A 16555-nucleotide genomic window follows, 5' to 3' on the forward strand; every position below is an offset into this window, starting at 1 on the left:
ATTATTGATTTTCATCCAGCACCCTGTTTTAATTCAGCTCCGTTCACCAGACGGAGTTTGCCGCCATGTTAAGGTGTTGGTGTAAACAGGGGAGTTAGACGAGTTAAATCTATTTCCTGTTTAACTTGTGCCAAGCTATACGCTTCCTGGAGTCTCAGCCACATTTCCGGCGTACTGCCGATCACGCTGGCTAAACGAACCGCCATTCCTGGCGTTACTGCCGCGCTACCTTCAACAACACGCCCAATAGTTGACGGTGAGACATCCAGCGCACGCGCAAGCGCTCTAAGACTAATATTTAAGTGCTCCATCTCGTCAGAGATATAGCGCCCCGGATGGGGTGGCATACGTTTAGTCATTCATGATAGTCCTCGTAGTTCAGTATATATACCCGTTATCTTTCAAGTTGCCTCTTTGTTGGCTGCACTCACTCACCCCGGTCACATAGTTCTCTATGCTCCCGGGGATTCGCTCCTTTGCCGTCGCGATGCATCTTGAAATCCATAGGTATAAACATCACCATCGTTAAATTCGAAAGTTAACCTCCAGTTACCCGATACGCTTACCGCCCAAATACCCTTTCGATCTCCTGTAAGTGGGTGGAGTTGAAAACTCGGTAAACTCAAATCATTCAGGCAGCTTGCTAAATCTAATGCGTTTAACAGCAGGTCTAGCCTGTTAGCATGGTGGGCAACAATTCCCGCCGTGGTTCCCTTCTCGTAATACTTTCGTAACCCTTTATGCTTCCAACTTTTAATCATTGTTTGCGTCCTGTTGCGTTACGATAGACAGCATAACACGTGTCGCGCATTGCACGACAACATTTTTTTGATAAAATAATATCAGATTATTGACAAAGTGCTGTTTTTTTATCCGGTACTTTGTTTTAATTCAGTTCCGTTCACTAAACGGGGCTTGCCACTATGTTAAGAACACCCCCTCTCCAGACTTTCCCGCCAGAAACGCACTCGCTTGACGAGTTGGTTCCTAAAAATCATTTGGTCCGTCAAGTCGATGCCGCCATTGATTTCGAATTTATTTATCCGCGAATTAGTCTCCCCATTGTATTGCCACAATAATAACGCCTTGGTGGGGGATTAAACCGGGTTAATGAGGAAAATGGATGGCGCAATAGATATTTAGCTTGAAAAATTGTACCGTTATTTTTTGCTTATTAGATTCGGTATTATTAATACGAGAAATGTAGTGGTCTAATAAACCCCAAAAAATCAATCAATTTAAAACCACTTTAATCGTCGTATAATTGTGGTGCCAATCACGGCATAGCGGTGTCAGTGGGCAAGCACACGGCACCATTTCAAAAAAACATTAAGGAGAAGCCTATGGCGAAACTTATTTATGGGGGTACCTCACAATGCAAACAAAGGAGACTTCTCTTTCAAAGTTTGACTATCCAAATTTAGATCAAGAAATTACGGCAATCTTTGAAGATGATTCATTACCGACGCATTTACCTGGTAATGGGGACTTAAAACGCTGGCAGAGGAAAGAATGGCCATCGGCTATAAATTTCTCCACTGGTGACGGTCGATATAATGCTCCGGATGATACTTTTGGTGTTTGCTACATGGCAGACAAGGCCGTTTCAGCGCTTGCTGAAAGTTTTGGGCGCCTGATACATAAAGATGGGCGGAAATTTGTTGAGGAGTCTGTTATTGAAAACTCACGAATGTGTCTGATTCGCCCACTCCGGCCACTCGTTTTTGTCGATGTGGGGAAACTTCTGGGAATGCTGCATATTACGTTAGACGTCTCAGTCGGAGATGACTACACAGTGACACAGAGAGTAATTGCGTGCCTCTACAAGCTCGCCAGAGATAAGTTTGACGGTGTTTGTTACTTATCGAGGCATTTTCCTTCCACTGATTTCTGCTATGCAGTCTGGGAATCGGATGAAGAAAGGTTTGAAGATGTAGGAATGAAGAATCTCTCGGAATACTACGATTCAGAATACATGCCATTGAACTGGAAATACTCTAGCATCACGGCTGAAGAACTGCTCGAAGACGTGCTCCGATTCAAGGTTGTCCCGCTTTAAGTTTGTGCCAGGCGTGTCCTTTTCGAAAGGACACGCTTTTAACTGGCGATCTGTTCGCCCATCTGTTTCGCTGCACGAAGCATTTTTGAAACATCATCAATGCTGCTATCTTCTTTCATGATCTCGATAGGGGTTTTCCCTTTACCGTTTTTGTCGCTCAAGGGGGTAGTCAAAAACGATATTCTGGAAATAGGCCCGATATCATTGCTCATTGCTTTCATGACGTTTTCAAAGTGAGGTAACAGTCCTCCCTCTTTGAATTGAAAGAGCGGGAAGACATGATCACTATTCTTCTTGAAAGCGAGCAGCTTATTTCCCTTCACTCGCAAATTAACGGCTTGACGCGTGATACCGAGAATATCAGCAACATCCACTGCTTTAATCACGCCACCCATGCGCTCAATTTCCTTATAAAAATTGGACAGGTTCTCAGCGCGACGCTTTAGTTTGCGGAGTTCGCGATCGGGAGTCCTGGCACTCTTTTCAAGCACGGTTGAGTACAGCAGCCCAAAAAGTTCGCTATCTGGAAGAACAAGAGCATTGCTGGCCTTCGCCTTTTCAGCAAACTCAGGCATCAATGAGCCGAATATTATGTCAAAGCGTTTTTGCAGTAACACCTGTAGCTCATTCAAATTACGTTGTTTGGTTGCGGTGTTCATAAGATCTCCTATTTCTTGACCATTATTTTATTCTTTCAACTGAAATTGGTCAAGTAACATGGTGCAAATCAAAGGTAATTTGCAATCAGATAAAGCTATCAACTTTTACCTATGGGCGGATAGGGATCGTGCGAATAAAGAGATTGCGCCACGGATGGCGCAAATAGATGTTTAGCTTGATATTATACTATTTTGTCATACAATCTTTGTATGATATTTATACTACGGTGAAAAAGGCATATTATGCGGAAGACAATATATAGCGTTGCAAAGGGAAATCTTGCTTCGATAATGGATCAAGTTGTTCAGGATTGTACACCAATATTGATTACCAGACAAAACGGCGGTGATTGCGTTATTATTTCAAGTGCAGAAAATATGCAAGCCTTGAAGAAACTGCTTATTTACTACGTTCATCCGCTAATGCAAAACATTTACTTAAATCATTGGAGCAGGTAAATAGCGGAAATTTGCAGGAAAGGTAACTAACCTGAACTTCGCTTAAGAAGGAAATTAAAGTATCTGAGATACGATCAAAGTTTTTGTCAAAGAAAATTCAAGACATCTCAGTCCTCTTGGTTTCTTGCTTAATATTCCTTCAATATAAAAGAAAGTATGCTACCATTCACCGATGAAAAGAAAAAATACACCAACGCCACATGACGCTGTTTTTAAACAGTTTTTAAGTCATATTGATACTGCCAGAGACTTTTTGGAGATACATTTGCCTGCGACATTACGGGCAGTTTGTGATCTGGATACACTGCGGTTGGAATCAGGGTCGTTTATTGAAGACAATCTGCGGGCACATTATTCCGACATTTTGTATTCATTGAAAACGGCTCAGGGTGACGGTTATGTGTATTGTGTGATCGAGCACCAAAGTTCCCCGGACAAAATGATGGCATTTCGATTAATGCGCTACGGTATTTCAGCCATGCAACGGCATCTGGAGCAGGGACATGAAAAATTGCCGCTGGTCATTCCGGTGTTGTTCTATCACGGTAAAATACAGCCGTATCCCTGGAGTACCAATTGGCTCGACTGTTTCGATGATCCGGCCTTGGCGGAGGAAATCTATTCCAATAAATTCCCGCTGGTAGATGTGACGGTAATCCCGGATGATGAAATCTTGACGCACAAACGGGTCGCGCTACTGGAAATGGTGCAAAAGCATATCCGGCAGCGAGATATGGCAGAGCTGCTGCAAGAGTTGGTTATACTGCTGACGTATGATTACTATACGGATGAACAGCTAAAAAGCGTGCTAAACTACTTATTACAGGTGGGAGATACCGCCGATCCAGAGGGTTTTATTCGGCGACTGGCAGAACAGTCCCCGAGGTATGAGGAGGTACTGATGACAATAGCACAAAGATTGGAACATAAAGCACGTCAAGAAGGACGTAAGGAAGGGCGTAAGGAAGGACGTCAAGAAGCAACGTTAAAAATTGCTCATGCATTGCTGAACAGCGGAATCGATTGTGAAACAGTGATGAAAACCACCGGTCTGAGCCAGAACGAACTGGAGCAAATACACCACTAACTCGTCTTGAGAGTCCTCAATCAGCATTCAACGATCCGTGTGAGATGAGGATCTTACGGCGACTGGCAGAACAGTCCCCGAGGTATGAGGAGGTACTGGTGACAATAGCACAAAGATTGGAACATAAAGCACGTCAAGAAGGACGTCAGGAAGGGCGTCAAGAAGGACGTCAAGAAGGACGTCAAGAAGCAACGTTAAAAATTGCTCATGCATTGCTGAACAGCGGAATCGATTGTGAAACAGTGATGAAAACCACCGGTCTGAGCCAGAGTGAGCTTGAATAAATGTCCGACAAAATTACTGTATTTCTTCCAAATACTACTATTTATTTTACGGTAGTCATATGAATAGGAAAAAAAGCGCCACGGAGGGCGCAATAATTATTCGAAATCAAGTGTTTTTTAGTTTATACCAGAGGCCAATTTAAAAATACCACGCTATCATTGTAATTATTATTGGTACCATTTTCAGCACCGATAATAGCTGTTCCCAATATCTTATCAAAATAACGAAGCTTGTATGGTTTGCCATTTCCTTCAATCTCAATACAGACTTTGCCTGTACCTGATGTATAGAATTTAGTCGCCATGAGGTTATTTTGTCCTTTACCGGTTAATGTATCTACCAAAATATCGTCAATATATACTTTTACAGTTTGCAAAGTCTCTGCATGAGTATAGACTACCAAACCGAATCTAATACTTTGAGGTAACTGGAAACAATGTTTACCCGTGTCATTAGTACCATATGTTCCACTACAGACGCCACTATTGTCTCGGTTGCTGCCTAATAAATCGGTGTCGACCGATACAGCCGCTTGAATATTTTTGAAGGTTAACCCTCTCCAACCCTGATTATCGCTGGAGATGATGATTGGCCCGGCATCAAGTGCATTCAAATTTGGGTCGAACCGAATAAAAGAATCCCCTTTGAAAAAATAAATAAAATTTCCATCGATATCTGGTCATGAAATAATGGCATCCAGATTGCTACTAAATTTTGCATATTTCCCAGTCATTCCCCATCGGTCTGAAATAGTGCTGGTCTTAATTGTGTGTAAATCGATGGTGTAATCTATACAATGTCTGCCTTTAAAGAAACAAACGGTGTTGGTAGTCAATTCTATGGCGGCATCTATTCCATTTTCCAGTTCTGTTCCTTTTAATCCAGGCCAGCCATCTATAATGAAGTTTGGTCCATCAACGACCTGTGCTTTCGCGATATCGAATTTAAGATACAGTGAGCCTTTAAAAAAATATAAAAAGCCATTTAAATTAATAACATCGTCAATATATCTTTGGAACCCGGTAGGCAGGTTGGGCCAATCTTTACCGATGGGATGAGGGTAACCCATGTATGTATTTAAACATTGATTATTGAACTTAATGTTCTCTTCATTTAGGAAGAAATAACTAGATATATTCATTGTTATATATCCTTTGTAATTAGAAAATAAGAGGTGATTTAAATCTTTTTGGTGCAACGGAATTAAAGTTTCATAATAAAAGCCAGCAAATAATAAGGTGGAATAATATCAACACTATGATTATGTTCAGGGGACGATGCTGTTGCCGGATGGTTATGTCCTTTTCCTCCTCCTGTGTTTGATGTATATGCGTAACGAGATTGGTTGCCAGGACTCATTACTGTTCCAGAGTCATTACGTATTTGCTGAATATTATTCCGCCAGGGGCAAAATAGCCATATATCATTCCATGGCCAGAAAAATAACCCATACCTCCAATATGTTTATGACTAGGTATTTGTGACTCTGTTAATATTGTATTTCCCACAGTAACATTTACCGAAACCGCAGTTGATGTTGTATTTTTGGAAAAGTTTTTTCCATTACCACTCCCACTGGCTTTACTATTGCTTTCTCCTGTCTCAGCAAGAGTTTCACCACACATGACAAAACGGTTTCTTAAATCTGGGGTTCCATTATTACCATTACAAAAAGCCCAGCCGGTAGGAGCATTCTCACCGGAGAACATCATAATCATGCCTTTTGGCAGTACATTATTGGGATCAATACTGATGCCACTACTGTCTACTTTAATACCATTACCCGCTTTTACATTTAGTCCATCTTTATCTACTTTTAAGCCGCCGTCAGGGTTAATTTTTATTGCCTGTGTATAGTCATCACCCGGTTTTCGTGCTGAATGTGGATTATCAGTCTGACCAAGCGTTTTACCAATTTCATGGCGATCCAGAGTATTGGTATTCTCTATATTGGATTCTAAAGTGGACCGGTTATATTCTTTTTCCATTTTTATCACCTTGTATATAATATTGGGTTGTTTTGTTCATCAAGGGTATAGCTACCGCAATAACATGATTTATAGATGTTATCGTTTATATTTAAAAAATTATATAATAGTTATTTAAATAATTTTCTGTGAAACAAAACAATTATGGAAAATTAATTTTCAGGTACAACATCAATTAATAATAGTGACTGTTAATCAGTATTGATTTCTATAAGTAATAGAATGTGACTTTGATAATCGTAGTTTAATAATATTGATGACCTTATTATCTCTTATTGGCAGGTTTTTTATTTGTTTTTCAGACTATTCAGTTTTAATCGCGACAAATCGAGGGTAATTAATGAGATGTTTTTATTGATTGTGATAAATAAATTGGTTTTATTTTTATGTTTATCGTTTTACCGATAAGTTAAATATATAAAGTAAAACAATGATGCATGGATGTTTTAGCAAGGAGAATAATAAGGAGTAAGCCTAATTATTCTCCCAAGTTTTTATATTAATAATATGCTATTAGCGTTTCATAGTTAGTCTAATATTTATACCCGTCATCTTTCAAGTTGCTTCTTTGTTGGCTGCACTCACTCACCCCGGTCACATAGTTATCTATACTCCCGGGGATTCGCTCCCTTGCCGCCGCAATCCATCTTGAAATCCATAGGGTATACAATTTACTATTTCACATATCTATCCGTTTTTATTTCCCCCTTTCGCATTATCAGGAAGTATGGGGCTTTGAGCTCGGGTAAATATAATTTGGTGTTGGAATTCACCGTTATTCCTCATTTTATTTAAATATTCTTGCATAGGATTAATACTGAGGTGAGCATCCCCTACAGAGACAATAAATGTATGATTTTCTTTTTCAGCGGCATGTTTTGCAATTTTCTCTGCTAACGTTGGATTGATATATTCATCGCGCCATGTAACTGCAATAAAATCTATCATTTCTTTAGTGATTTTATTTGATTCCGCGTCACTTCCAGCTTTAAGAAATACATTGTTACTTACGACTTTCGCCATAATTTCGAAAAATTCATTACGTAACTGACTAAATTCGGGGCGAAAAAAATGATGAATAGCGGTCTCATGTAATTCATAAAATGAAGAAATTTCTTCTTTTGTTAACTTCCTACGTGTTGAGTCATCCAACAGATCACGCATTTTTTCCATAGTATTAGATAACTCTGAATTCTCCCATCCAACAATTCCAGCTCGCCTATTTCTATTCGTCAACAGTCCTGGTTTTGCCATAAATTCTTTTGGTATATACTCCGAATTATTTTTATTGATCTGCTCATCTGTTGCCTCAATATAAAGTTGAAGAGTTCCAGAATCAAAACTACTATTAACATCAGGTATATTCTTTGCATATTGAAATGGTGGGCTTCTGTGTCCATCACCGGCAATAATAATTTTAGGTTGTTTATTTGAGAATATCTCTCTTACTCTTTCTGTAGTCAGTTCCACCTCCATGTCATTTTCATAAGTGAACCATTTGCTATACGCAGTGGCAGATGTCCTGGCATTAGAATGCTTCTCTAGTTCTAATGGAAGATTACTTTCATCATGAGTCGCATTATTTGGCTTGGATTGTTGTCTTTTTTGCTCTTCTTCTTTGCTATATTCGTGTTCTATCATATATTCACCTATCAGGTAGTTTGAAGTAAGAAATCTATTAGGCAGAAGTCGTATGAATTAACTCTATATTACAGAATTTATGATATTTTAGTATTACCATGAAAAAATCAAATGAACATATTGAAAATAATTATTTTTAATAAATATTTATTTGTTATGTAAATAATTTTTTGTTATTTTTCTGTATAGCGCTTGTTTATCAGATTTACTTTAGGTGAATTTTAAAGGTAACTTATTGTTGGAAATGGTAAAAGAGGGGGCAGAATTGCTGGCGGGATTATTTTTACTGGTAACAGAATGATAATATACCCAATAGATTTCAAGATGGATCGCGACGGCAAGGGAGCATAGATAACTAGGTGACCGGGGTGAGTGAGTGCAGCCAACAAAGAGGCAACTTGAAAGATAACAGGTATAAGCTCGTTAAGAGGATTAACGAGCTTAATTCTGTGGTATTGGTCAATCTGAGTTAATACAGATTAATTATTCATTTCGACTTATTGAAGAAACTTTCAATGTTTGTTTATTGATGCTATTAATTCTATTTTCTATTTTGTTTTTTTTCTTTGCTAATGTATTCAAGGTTAATTTTCCCCCCTTTATTTTAGAAGAAAGTCCAGGAAGATCCATTGCATTATCGCCATAATTTTTACGCATAAATGCGACGGCATCGGAATGGCTTTCAGTAAGAACTTCACGGATACTATTGGTGAAATCTAATATATGTTTGGCTTTATCACTGCTGAGTCCTTCTAATGCCCTATGATGTGATATAGCCAGATCAGCAAGTTTATAGGCAGGAAATTTTATTGGTGAGGTGATTGTTCCTACAAGTTTTGATGTTAATGAACTGCCCGCCGTGACTTTTAAGTTGTCTTTGTTGACGTTTTTTTTGATTGCTTTAATGATCGGGTTTTTATCGTAATTATTGATATCAAAAATCATATTTCTTGTTTTAGGATAAGGATGAGCGATTTTAAATTTCTTACTTAATTTATCAATAGCTGTGTCATTAAGGTAATTTAATCCGGTTCCGGCTAATGCGCCAATACCCGCGCCAGCTATAGTGCCAACACCCGGTGCTATCGCGCTCCCTATGGCTCCTCCAATAGCGCCACCGGCTATACTGCTTCCGGTATTTAATAGAGATTGTAGTGCAGTAACGCTCATATTTTTGGCTACGTTAGTTCCGGCAGATTCAGGCGAATCCATTGATTTTAAGGTCCAGTCCAATTGTTTTAAATGAGATTCAACGACAACCATCCATTTGTAATATTCGGAAATGTTTTCTTTCCAAAATGAATAATCCTGGATTTGGCTTAAACTGGTAGAGCGATTTACCAGCATGCTATTTAAATCCAATCCGATGCCTAATGGGGAATTTTGTAGATCATGTTCATTATTCGCCTCTGATTTCATTAGAGGATTTTTTCCTTGATGAGTATTTTCACTGTATTTTTTGTTTGGCATATCATCACCTTAATGTATGGGAATTGAATGTTTAATGTATGGAAATGATTGTGATATAGTGCATTTTACCTATCACAATAGGCTAATCCTAAATTCCAATTAATTTATCAGCATTTTCTTCAACAATCATAATACCTATGCCGTTTATCTTAATTACGGCATTCTGACTATTTTTCCAGGTTGAGAGAATATTCTTTATTTTAGCTAAATAATCTGAATGGGTAATGCCTGAAACATGAAGGATCACGTTTTTATTTTCCAGACTTTCATTATTGACTGTCGAAAATTCAGTGATCAAATTGACTTTAGCCAGCGCAAGGCGAATATCTTCGGTGCCACCTAAATCGGTACACAATTTATCTGCCAGAGCTTGATTGATTTGTGAATTATCCAAATTTGGCTTCTGATCCACAGAAGCGGAAATTTGGCTAATTGGTGTAATATCTTCTTTAATATCTTGGAGTTTCATGGGTGCGGTAATGGAATATAATAAAGAGAGGCGTGGGCGATTGCCAAGTGCTTGCCAAAAATTACCCAAACTATTTAAATTTTCCTGTTGTGGAATAACCCGGGTATAGGCACCGGGAATGCCGGTTAATTGACGATTATTTATTAAGGCATTTAAAACCCGTGTCATGACTTGTGCGGCTTGATTATTAGGTTGACTGTCTGGACTGGAGCTGTCGCTCGATGGTTTATTCGCATCCCAGTAAGTAATTAAATAGTTACAATTGATATTTACCCAGCCGGGTAATAATGAACGGGTTGCTGGATTATAACGTCTTGGTTCAGCAGAGCGTAATTGTAAATCTTCGTGTACATTGTAAAGAAATACGCTTACTGTCGGTTCCGGTTGAATGGAATTAATTTCGGGTAGATCAAAGCGGATATCAATTTTATTGCCATTAATATTTAAATACTGGGATAAAATAGTATTTAATGCTTGGTTAATTTCAATAATAGCATTGTCAGAAGCAATTATCGTTGTCATGTTGACTCCAATCTTGTTATACCTGTCATCTTTCAAGTTGCCTCTTTGTTGGCTGCGCTCGTTCACCCCGGTCACATAGTTCTCTATGCTCCCGGGGATTCGCTCCCTTGCCGCCGCGATGCATCTTGAAATCTATAAGGTATAGGTTTTAAAAAATTAGCCGGCCAGTTTTGTTTAATTCGAGAGTAACCGCTCGATCTATATGTTTGTTTTCGATTTGTTCGCAATGATCATTTTTCGCTAACATGGATGCTAATAAAGCAATATTTCTGATATTAGCACCGGTTAAATCAGTGCGTTTAACCAGATGTTCAAGATCAAGTTCATCAGATAATTTCAATTGTTCAGGCCAGATTGTTTGCCACATTTTTTTACGTAACATTTCGTCGGGATAAGTAAAGCGAGTAATAAAGGTAAAACGACGATTAAATGCGCTGTCTAAATGGCTGCGATTATTGGTGGCTAGAATGACTAATCCCGGATAATTTTCCAGTCGTTGTAATAGGTAAGAAACTTCAATATTAGCGTGTCTGTCTTGGGCGTCTTTGGTTTCACTACGCTTGCCAAATAGGGCATCGGCTTCATCGAAAAATAGTACGCCGGAATCTGCTTCGGCCAGATCGAAAATACGGGAGATATTTTTTTCCGTCTCACCAATATATTTATTCACCACGCTAGAGAGATCGACTTTAACCAGATCAACGCCAAGATGACCGGCAATCACTTCGGCAGCCATGGTTTTGCCGGTCCCGGATTCGCCATAAAATAGTGCACTAATGCCGGTACCATAACCGATTTTTTCCTGAAAACCAGCACTAAGAATTTGGTCACGATAATGAATGGCGGCAATAATTTCTTTTAATTGTTGTGCTAATGCATCTGAAATGACTAAATCATAAAAGCGGCGTTTGGGGGTGATTCGCTGAGCTAATTTACCGAAATTTTGTTGAGCACGGAGACTTAATGCTTTACGTAGATCGGTTTCTTCCAATTGACCTGCTGGTTGTCGGAGTATTTGGTATTGATGTGCTTCTTTAAGAATGAGCGGTAATGTTTCTGCGGTGAATGAAAAACGTTGGCATAATTGAGGGATATTGATTTTTTGAACGATATTATCCGGTAAACTTGCTGCCAGCATGGTTTTTTTGTCTGCCAGAGTAGCGGCGGGCATATCAATTTGTACCATTGGCAGATGTTTAATCCAGATTAATGAGTCTTGTGGTTCTGCCAGACAAACCACGCGTAATTTGGGTTGATTCAGTAAAGTGGATAATTCGTTATTTAATATTTTCTTTTTCTCTGTGAATAAAGAAAAGTTGCGAATTAATAAACAGCCATCATATAACCGGGCTTCCCGCACAGCATCCGTCAGTAAGTTAGTTATTACCGTTATATTGTCTTCGTCGGGCAGGCGGGCTAAATCAAGAGTTAAAGTCCTTATATTATGAGATGCCATAATATGGCTTACCGCTAATTCTCTGGCGCTGTCCTGTTTTCCTCTGAGTATGACCAATGGACGTATTTCGTCGGTTTGATTCAATAATACTTTTTCGAATGAATGATAAAGGGCTTGAGGATACCAACGATGTGAGGCAGGAGAATGCCAATAAGCACAGGTTATTAGCGGTGGTAGAATGACCTGCTGGCCCGATAGAAAATGCCAGACCGCGTTGTGAGTTAAAAATTGCGTCTGTAGCCAAATAGGTTCTTCGTGATTATTGAGCCGTAATAGTTGATTATTGATTAATGGTGTTTGCGGTAAGAAACTGTTTTGCAGTAATTGTCGATCACTTTGGCGTTGGCTGAATAGGTTAATTGCTAAAGCAAAATTAGGCCACTGTTTTCTACTGCTACCGTGCAGAGCAGCAAATAACGCATGATAGCGGCTGTCAAAATGGGGTAATAAACCTAATAGTAAGGCATCTCGCTCAAATTCAGTCAGTTCAAAACGATCAACTAATATTGACAAGGGATCAATTGACAATGGATCAATAGTTGGACTTTTTTCTGTTTCTGGCAGAATAACAATATCATTCGGTTTCGTTAGCCAATGGGGAATGCCCAGTGGTTTTTTCAAGCGCTGATCTAATTCATCTTCGGCAAGTAAAAAACTTTCCGGCAAGGAATCGTATTTGTCACTCTTTTGGTAATAATAATGCTGTAACCGCAGATCGATACGTTCCAAATGGGGATAAATCCAATGTGATTCTGCCACTATATGGTGGTTATGGGTAGGTAGGTAATCCATATAAACCTTCTAAATATTTTGCCAATCGATGCGTAAATGGCGATCCAGCCAGGGAAGTCTGGCGATATTTAATGGCCACGGCCAATCGATCAGTAGCGCATCAAATGGCTGTTGCTGTATTGTGATTTTAATTTCTTGCTCATTTGCCAATAGTTCACCCGGTCGTTGTAAAAACAATTGCCGGACATCATTACGGCTTAATTTTTTCCAGCCGGTAAGTTGGCCTGTCACCGCATCCAGCCATTGATCTGCTATCAATTGTTTTTCTGGTTCGATAGGGATTGATTCAATATCTTTATCGGCTATTAGCCCACACAGAACGTAATTCAGTAATTTTCTTTCTGCTGGTCTTTCTTCGGTTCCCCAAATTAGATGGTCAAGTAAATCAACAGCATTGAGCTGGGCTTGACGATGAATAAATTTCTGTTTCTCAAGGAGACCAAGCTGATTAAATAGTGTGGGTAGCATCGGCCACAGAATTAATATGCCGGCATTATTTATCGGGTATGGCAGGGATTGTTCCGATAATAAAGTCCGCCCAGAGTGTGGCTTATTGCTAGTTTGATGTGGGTTATAATGATTGCCTGTAATCGGTGTTTTATCGGGTGCTGATACTATTTTTTGATCATCGGTGATGATGGGTTGATTGGCTTGATGTTGGTATGTCTGAATGTTAGCAATATCAACGGGAGTAATGGTTGATTTTTTATCAGGTGTATTTTTATCCGTTAATAAAGCCCGTCCAGAGTGAGACTTATTGCTAGTTTGATGTGGGTTATAATGATTGCCTATAATAGGTGTCTTATCGGGTGCTGATACTATTCTCTGATCGTGGGTGATAACTTTCTGATTGGTCAGATGTTGCTGAACATTTGAAAAATTAATGTTGCTCATGGTTGATTCTGTATCAGATTTATTCTTGTCTGCATTGTTTGCAGTAAAATATTTCGGCAAGTGTTGGTATGCCTGAATATTGGAAATATCAACGGGAGTCATGGTTGGTTTTTTATCGGATATATTTTTATCCGTGTGGTTTAGCGTAAAACATGCCAATAGATATTGGTATTCGTCAGCGGGCAGGTGCTTTTTGCAAAGCTGTGAAACAGAAACGGTTTGCCAGAGTTGTTTTAGCCAACGATTTAATGGAATCTTGTTTAATGGAATATTGCGGGTTATCGCCTGGCGAAATGATGTAATAACAAGTGCCGCGTTAAGTACACCGTTATCGAGTTCAGTGGTAATACGCGAGATGATTTTCGCATCAGGTTTAGGTATTTCCTGAGTATTATGCCGCTGTATATATTCCAGTGCATTAAGTATCAGTTGCCCGGAGGAGACACGCTCCTCCTGATGTTGTGGTTTGTTTATTCTTGCGGATAATCTGCGGTTAATGGCGACTAATAAGGCCGGTTGTCTGATAGCTAAAAGCCGTTGTAGACCCGGTTCAGATAAACAGCTTTTCGCTAATAATAATGCTGATCGGTTTTCTATCTGCATTAATTGATTGATTAATGGCTTAATCTTGATGTCGCTATTTTTATTATCCGTTATGACCTCCATTGAATTGAATTGCGGACCTTTTTGAGATAAGAAATGAATGAAATTCTCTGCATCAATTAAATGATTTTCACTGGATAAATAAGTCCTGTCGGTAAATTTATTGGATGTGGGTTTATTCAGTAGAGTTTCTTCCCTAGGGTTATTGGTCTGATATTGGTTGAGCGCTTTATTCAGCGCAACTTTGAGGTGAGCCGGGAATAATGAATTAAAATCATGGGAACTTATTTCACCAAGGTCCAGCGTTAATTTCTCTAAAGCGATATCCTGATAAATATCATATTCATCAAAATATGAATTGAGTAATTTATTTATACTGGCCTGATTAAGCAGGGAGCCATGCAATACTTTTTTAGCCACCTGTTGATTATTAGCTTCAATAGTAATGGTAATCCGATTTAACAGATTTGGCTCCGAAGTCATATCAATATATCCTTGGTAATGAGTAAAAAATTAGATAATTTAACTACCTATCCCAATAGGGCTATTTTATTTGCCCTTCTTGGCTATAAAGAGCGAACCTGGGCAGTGCTCAAAATCCTCACGTACTACGTGTACGCTCCGGTTTTTCCGCGCTGTCCGTGTTCACTGTTCATTGATAAGAATGGCCTGCAACAATTACGCCTATTGAGATAGGCTCTTAGTCTTTCTGTGTGGGATGAAGTTAGAGTTTCATAATAAAAGCTAAAAGATAATAAGGCGGAACGACATCAACGTTATGAGTATGTGAAGGCGATGAGGCTGATGCATTATGATTATGTCCTTGTCCACCTCCTATATCTGATGTGTATGGATGATAGTCTGGCCCAGATATCCTTTTCCATATAAGTCCGTTAACTGAGTTATCTATTTTGTAGTTAGTTGCTCCTATAGTCGTATGATCATATGCGAATCCCTGAGTGGTATAATAAGGCAGGCTCTCAGTGTGTCTATGCTTGGGTATTTGTGATTCTGTTAATGTTGTGTTTAGCACGCTAACATTGACCGAAACCGCAGTTGATGTTGTATTTCTGGAAAAGTTTTTTCCACTCCCACTTCCACTGGCTTTACTACTGCTTTTCCCTGTTTCAGAAATAGTTTCACCGCACATGATAAAACGGCTTCTTAAGTCTGGGGTTCCGTTGTTACCATCACAAAAAGCCCAGCCGCTAGGAGCGCTGCTACCAGAAAACATCACAATCATTCCTTTGGAAAGTAATTTGTTGGCATCAATATTAACACCGTCTGAATTAACTGTGATACCGAAACCGGCTTTGACTGAAACACCATTACCATCGACTTTAATCCCATTACTGGCTTTAATATCTAATCCTTCACCCCCTATTTTTACTCCCCAACCAATTCCTACCGATATCCCGGTAGATTCGACTTTAATCGTGGAATTTTTTGATTTTACCGAGACGCCATTAGTATCAACATTGATGCCATTATTGGGTTTGATTGCCACACCGCTACTATTAACGGTAATACCGTTAGCTGCCTTGACCGCGACATTATCATTATTGACAATAATACCATTACCTTGACCAACACATATTCCATTGGGTTTATTAATCAGACCGATACCAAGATCTACAGATAAAATGTCTTTTTCGAGTATTAATGGAGAAAAGTCTTGGCTGGAAAGCGTGCCCATTTTTAAATTCAGTGTACCGTCATCAGCCAGTTTTAATCCTGCTCCTGGCCCATTTTGTTGTGGTGCCTGACCACAGGCTTTACGACCGATATCGGCAATATTAATCAAATCGGCATAATCGGTCTGTAATGGAATACTGCCCTCTTTAAAACGGTTTTTCAAATCACCGACGGAAGGTCCTGTTGATTGAATGTTCGTACTTTCCAGATTAGCGTCTGAACTATATTGGTTATATTTTTTTACCATTTTTATCACCTTATATTATGTTTGCTATTATACTAAAATATATTCAAATAATAGCGAAATTGTTGAAATGTTTTGAGGTATGAATCAGTGAGATATTTATTTTATACCCAATAGATTTCAAGTTGCAGTGCGGCGGCAAGAGAACGCATCCCCAGGAGCATAGATAACGATGTGACTGGGGTAAGTGAACGCAGCCAACAAAGCAGCAGCTTGAAAGATGAAGGGTATA

The 16555-nt window shown here is 39.2% G+C and carries 15 protein-coding genes and 3 pseudogenes; 5 read left to right on the forward strand and 13 right to left on the reverse strand.

Annotated features, from left to right (window positions below):
- Nucleotides 1-68 precede the first annotated feature (68 nt).
- Entirely contained in the window at nt 69-359 is a 291-nt protein-coding gene (locus AM629_RS14045; protein ID WP_054479910.1) for a HigA family addiction module antitoxin, read from the reverse strand.
- A 93-nt stretch (nt 360-452) separates the two neighbouring features.
- On the reverse strand, nt 453-761 hold the full coding sequence (locus AM629_RS14050) for a type II toxin-antitoxin system RelE/ParE family toxin (RefSeq protein ID WP_054479911.1): 309 nt from the start codon (nt 759-761) through the stop codon (nt 453-455).
- A gap of 162 nt (nt 762-923) precedes the next feature.
- On the opposite strand from AM629_RS14050, the pseudogene AM629_RS23495 reads away from it, so the two are divergent.
- Both AM629_RS23495 and AM629_RS14055 read left to right on the forward strand, forming a co-directional pair.
- Nucleotides 924-1080: pseudogene (locus AM629_RS23495) on the forward strand (transposase); the annotation flags it as partial.
- Nucleotides 1081-1375: 295 nt separating this feature from the next.
- Entirely contained in the window at nt 1376-2059 is a 684-nt protein-coding gene (locus tag AM629_RS14055; RefSeq protein WP_054479912.1) for an RES family NAD+ phosphorylase, read from the forward strand.
- A 38-nt stretch (nt 2060-2097) separates the two neighbouring features.
- Here the strand turns inward: AM629_RS14055 and AM629_RS14060 are convergent, their stop codons facing one another.
- Complete coding sequence (locus AM629_RS14060; protein WP_054479913.1) at nt 2098-2718, reverse strand: hypothetical protein; 621 nt, start codon at nt 2716-2718, stop codon at nt 2098-2100.
- Nucleotides 2719-2961: 243 nt separating this feature from the next.
- Here AM629_RS14060 and AM629_RS14065 point away from each other — a divergent pair.
- The 3 genes and pseudogenes from AM629_RS14065 to AM629_RS14075 all read left to right on the forward strand — a co-directional run.
- A pseudogene (locus AM629_RS14065) lies at nt 2962-3203 on the forward strand (type II toxin-antitoxin system prevent-host-death family antitoxin).
- Nucleotides 3204-3349: 146 nt separating this feature from the next.
- Entirely contained in the window at nt 3350-4264 is a 915-nt protein-coding gene (locus AM629_RS14070) for an Rpn family recombination-promoting nuclease/putative transposase (protein WP_054479914.1), read from the forward strand.
- Between the two features lie 53 nt (nt 4265-4317).
- Nucleotides 4318-4548, forward strand: a pseudogene (locus AM629_RS14075) (ISNCY family transposase); the annotation flags it as partial.
- Between the two features lie 122 nt (nt 4549-4670).
- Here the strand turns inward: AM629_RS14075 and AM629_RS25140 are convergent.
- From AM629_RS25140 to AM629_RS14115, 10 genes are all read right to left on the reverse strand, one after another.
- On the reverse strand, nt 4671-5222 hold the full coding sequence (locus tag AM629_RS25140) for a fucose-binding lectin II (RefSeq protein WP_338049393.1): 552 nt from the start codon (nt 5220-5222) through the stop codon (nt 4671-4673).
- 6 nt (nt 5223-5228) lie between these two features.
- A complete protein-coding gene (locus tag AM629_RS25145; protein ID WP_338049392.1) occupies nt 5229-5690 on the reverse strand; it encodes a hemopexin repeat-containing protein in 462 nt (153 codons plus the stop codon).
- A 62-nt stretch (nt 5691-5752) separates the two neighbouring features.
- Nucleotides 5753-5908 (reverse strand): hypothetical protein, encoded by a 156-nt coding sequence (locus AM629_RS24645; protein ID WP_161804233.1) that lies wholly within the window; start codon nt 5906-5908, stop codon nt 5753-5755.
- On the reverse strand, nt 5908-6537 hold the full coding sequence (locus AM629_RS14085; RefSeq protein ID WP_054479916.1) for a tail fiber protein: 630 nt from the start codon (nt 6535-6537) through the stop codon (nt 5908-5910). Before AM629_RS14085 ends, AM629_RS24645 begins: the two co-directional genes overlap by 1 nt.
- Before the next feature lie 687 nt (nt 6538-7224).
- Nucleotides 7225-8178: a hypothetical protein gene (locus tag AM629_RS14090; RefSeq protein WP_054479917.1), complete on the reverse strand. Its 954-nt coding sequence runs from the start codon at nt 8176-8178 to the stop codon at nt 7225-7227.
- A gap of 483 nt (nt 8179-8661) precedes the next feature.
- Complete coding sequence (locus AM629_RS14095) at nt 8662-9648, reverse strand: hypothetical protein (protein WP_054479918.1); 987 nt, start codon at nt 9646-9648, stop codon at nt 8662-8664.
- 88 nt (nt 9649-9736) lie between these two features.
- A complete protein-coding gene (locus AM629_RS14100; protein ID WP_054479919.1) occupies nt 9737-10639 on the reverse strand; it encodes a Pvc16 family protein in 903 nt (300 codons plus the stop codon).
- 148 nt (nt 10640-10787) lie between these two features.
- Complete coding sequence (locus AM629_RS14105; protein ID WP_054479920.1) at nt 10788-12887, reverse strand: ATP-binding protein; 2100 nt, start codon at nt 12885-12887, stop codon at nt 10788-10790.
- Between the two features lie 9 nt (nt 12888-12896).
- Nucleotides 12897-14867 carry a contractile injection system tape measure protein gene (locus AM629_RS24650; protein WP_054479921.1) on the reverse strand — a complete coding sequence of 657 codons (1971 nt, stop codon included), beginning with the start codon at nt 14865-14867 and terminating at the stop codon, nt 12897-12899.
- A gap of 241 nt (nt 14868-15108) precedes the next feature.
- Complete coding sequence (locus AM629_RS14115) at nt 15109-16326, reverse strand: tail fiber protein (protein WP_054479922.1); 1218 nt, start codon at nt 16324-16326, stop codon at nt 15109-15111.
- Nucleotides 16327-16555 lie beyond the last annotated feature (229 nt).

Origin of the sequence: Photorhabdus heterorhabditis, from assembly GCF_001280945.1 — a bacterium.
GTDB lineage: Bacteria > Pseudomonadota > Gammaproteobacteria > Enterobacterales > Enterobacteriaceae > Photorhabdus > Photorhabdus heterorhabditis.

What these genes read in the sequence shown, in the direction of transcription:
- AM629_RS14045 (WP_054479910.1), bottom strand. Translation starts at nt 359, where the DNA reads ATGACTAAACGTATGCCACCCCATCCGGGGCGCTATATCTCTGACGAG.
- AM629_RS14050 (WP_054479911.1), bottom strand. Translation starts at nt 761, where the DNA reads ATGATTAAAAGTTGGAAGCATAAAGGGTTACGAAAGTATTACGAGAAG.
- AM629_RS14055 (WP_054479912.1), top strand. Translation starts at nt 1,376, where the DNA reads ATGCAAACAAAGGAGACTTCTCTTTCAAAGTTTGACTATCCAAATTTA.
- AM629_RS14060 (WP_054479913.1), bottom strand. Translation starts at nt 2,718, where the DNA reads ATGAACACCGCAACCAAACAACGTAATTTGAATGAGCTACAGGTGTTA.
- AM629_RS14070 (WP_054479914.1), top strand. Translation starts at nt 3,350, where the DNA reads ATGAAAAGAAAAAATACACCAACGCCACATGACGCTGTTTTTAAACAG.
- AM629_RS25145 (WP_338049392.1), bottom strand. Translation starts at nt 5,690, where the DNA reads ATGAATATATCTAGTTATTTCTTCCTAAATGAAGAGAACATTAAGTTC.
- AM629_RS24645 (WP_161804233.1), bottom strand. Translation starts at nt 5,908, where the DNA reads ATGAGTCCTGGCAACCAATCTCGTTACGCATATACATCAAACACAGGA.
- AM629_RS14085 (WP_054479916.1), bottom strand. Translation starts at nt 6,537, where the DNA reads ATGGAAAAAGAATATAACCGGTCCACTTTAGAATCCAATATAGAGAAT.
- AM629_RS14090 (WP_054479917.1), bottom strand. Translation starts at nt 8,178, where the DNA reads ATGATAGAACACGAATATAGCAAAGAAGAAGAGCAAAAAAGACAACAA.
- AM629_RS14095 (WP_054479918.1), bottom strand. Translation starts at nt 9,648, where the DNA reads ATGCCAAACAAAAAATACAGTGAAAATACTCATCAAGGAAAAAATCCT.
- AM629_RS14100 (WP_054479919.1), bottom strand. Translation starts at nt 10,639, where the DNA reads ATGACAACGATAATTGCTTCTGACAATGCTATTATTGAAATTAACCAA.
- AM629_RS14105 (WP_054479920.1), bottom strand. Translation starts at nt 12,887, where the DNA reads ATGGATTACCTACCTACCCATAACCACCATATAGTGGCAGAATCACAT.
- AM629_RS24650 (WP_054479921.1), bottom strand. Translation starts at nt 14,867, where the DNA reads ATGACTTCGGAGCCAAATCTGTTAAATCGGATTACCATTACTATTGAA.
- AM629_RS14115 (WP_054479922.1), bottom strand. Translation starts at nt 16,326, where the DNA reads ATGGTAAAAAAATATAACCAATATAGTTCAGACGCTAATCTGGAAAGT.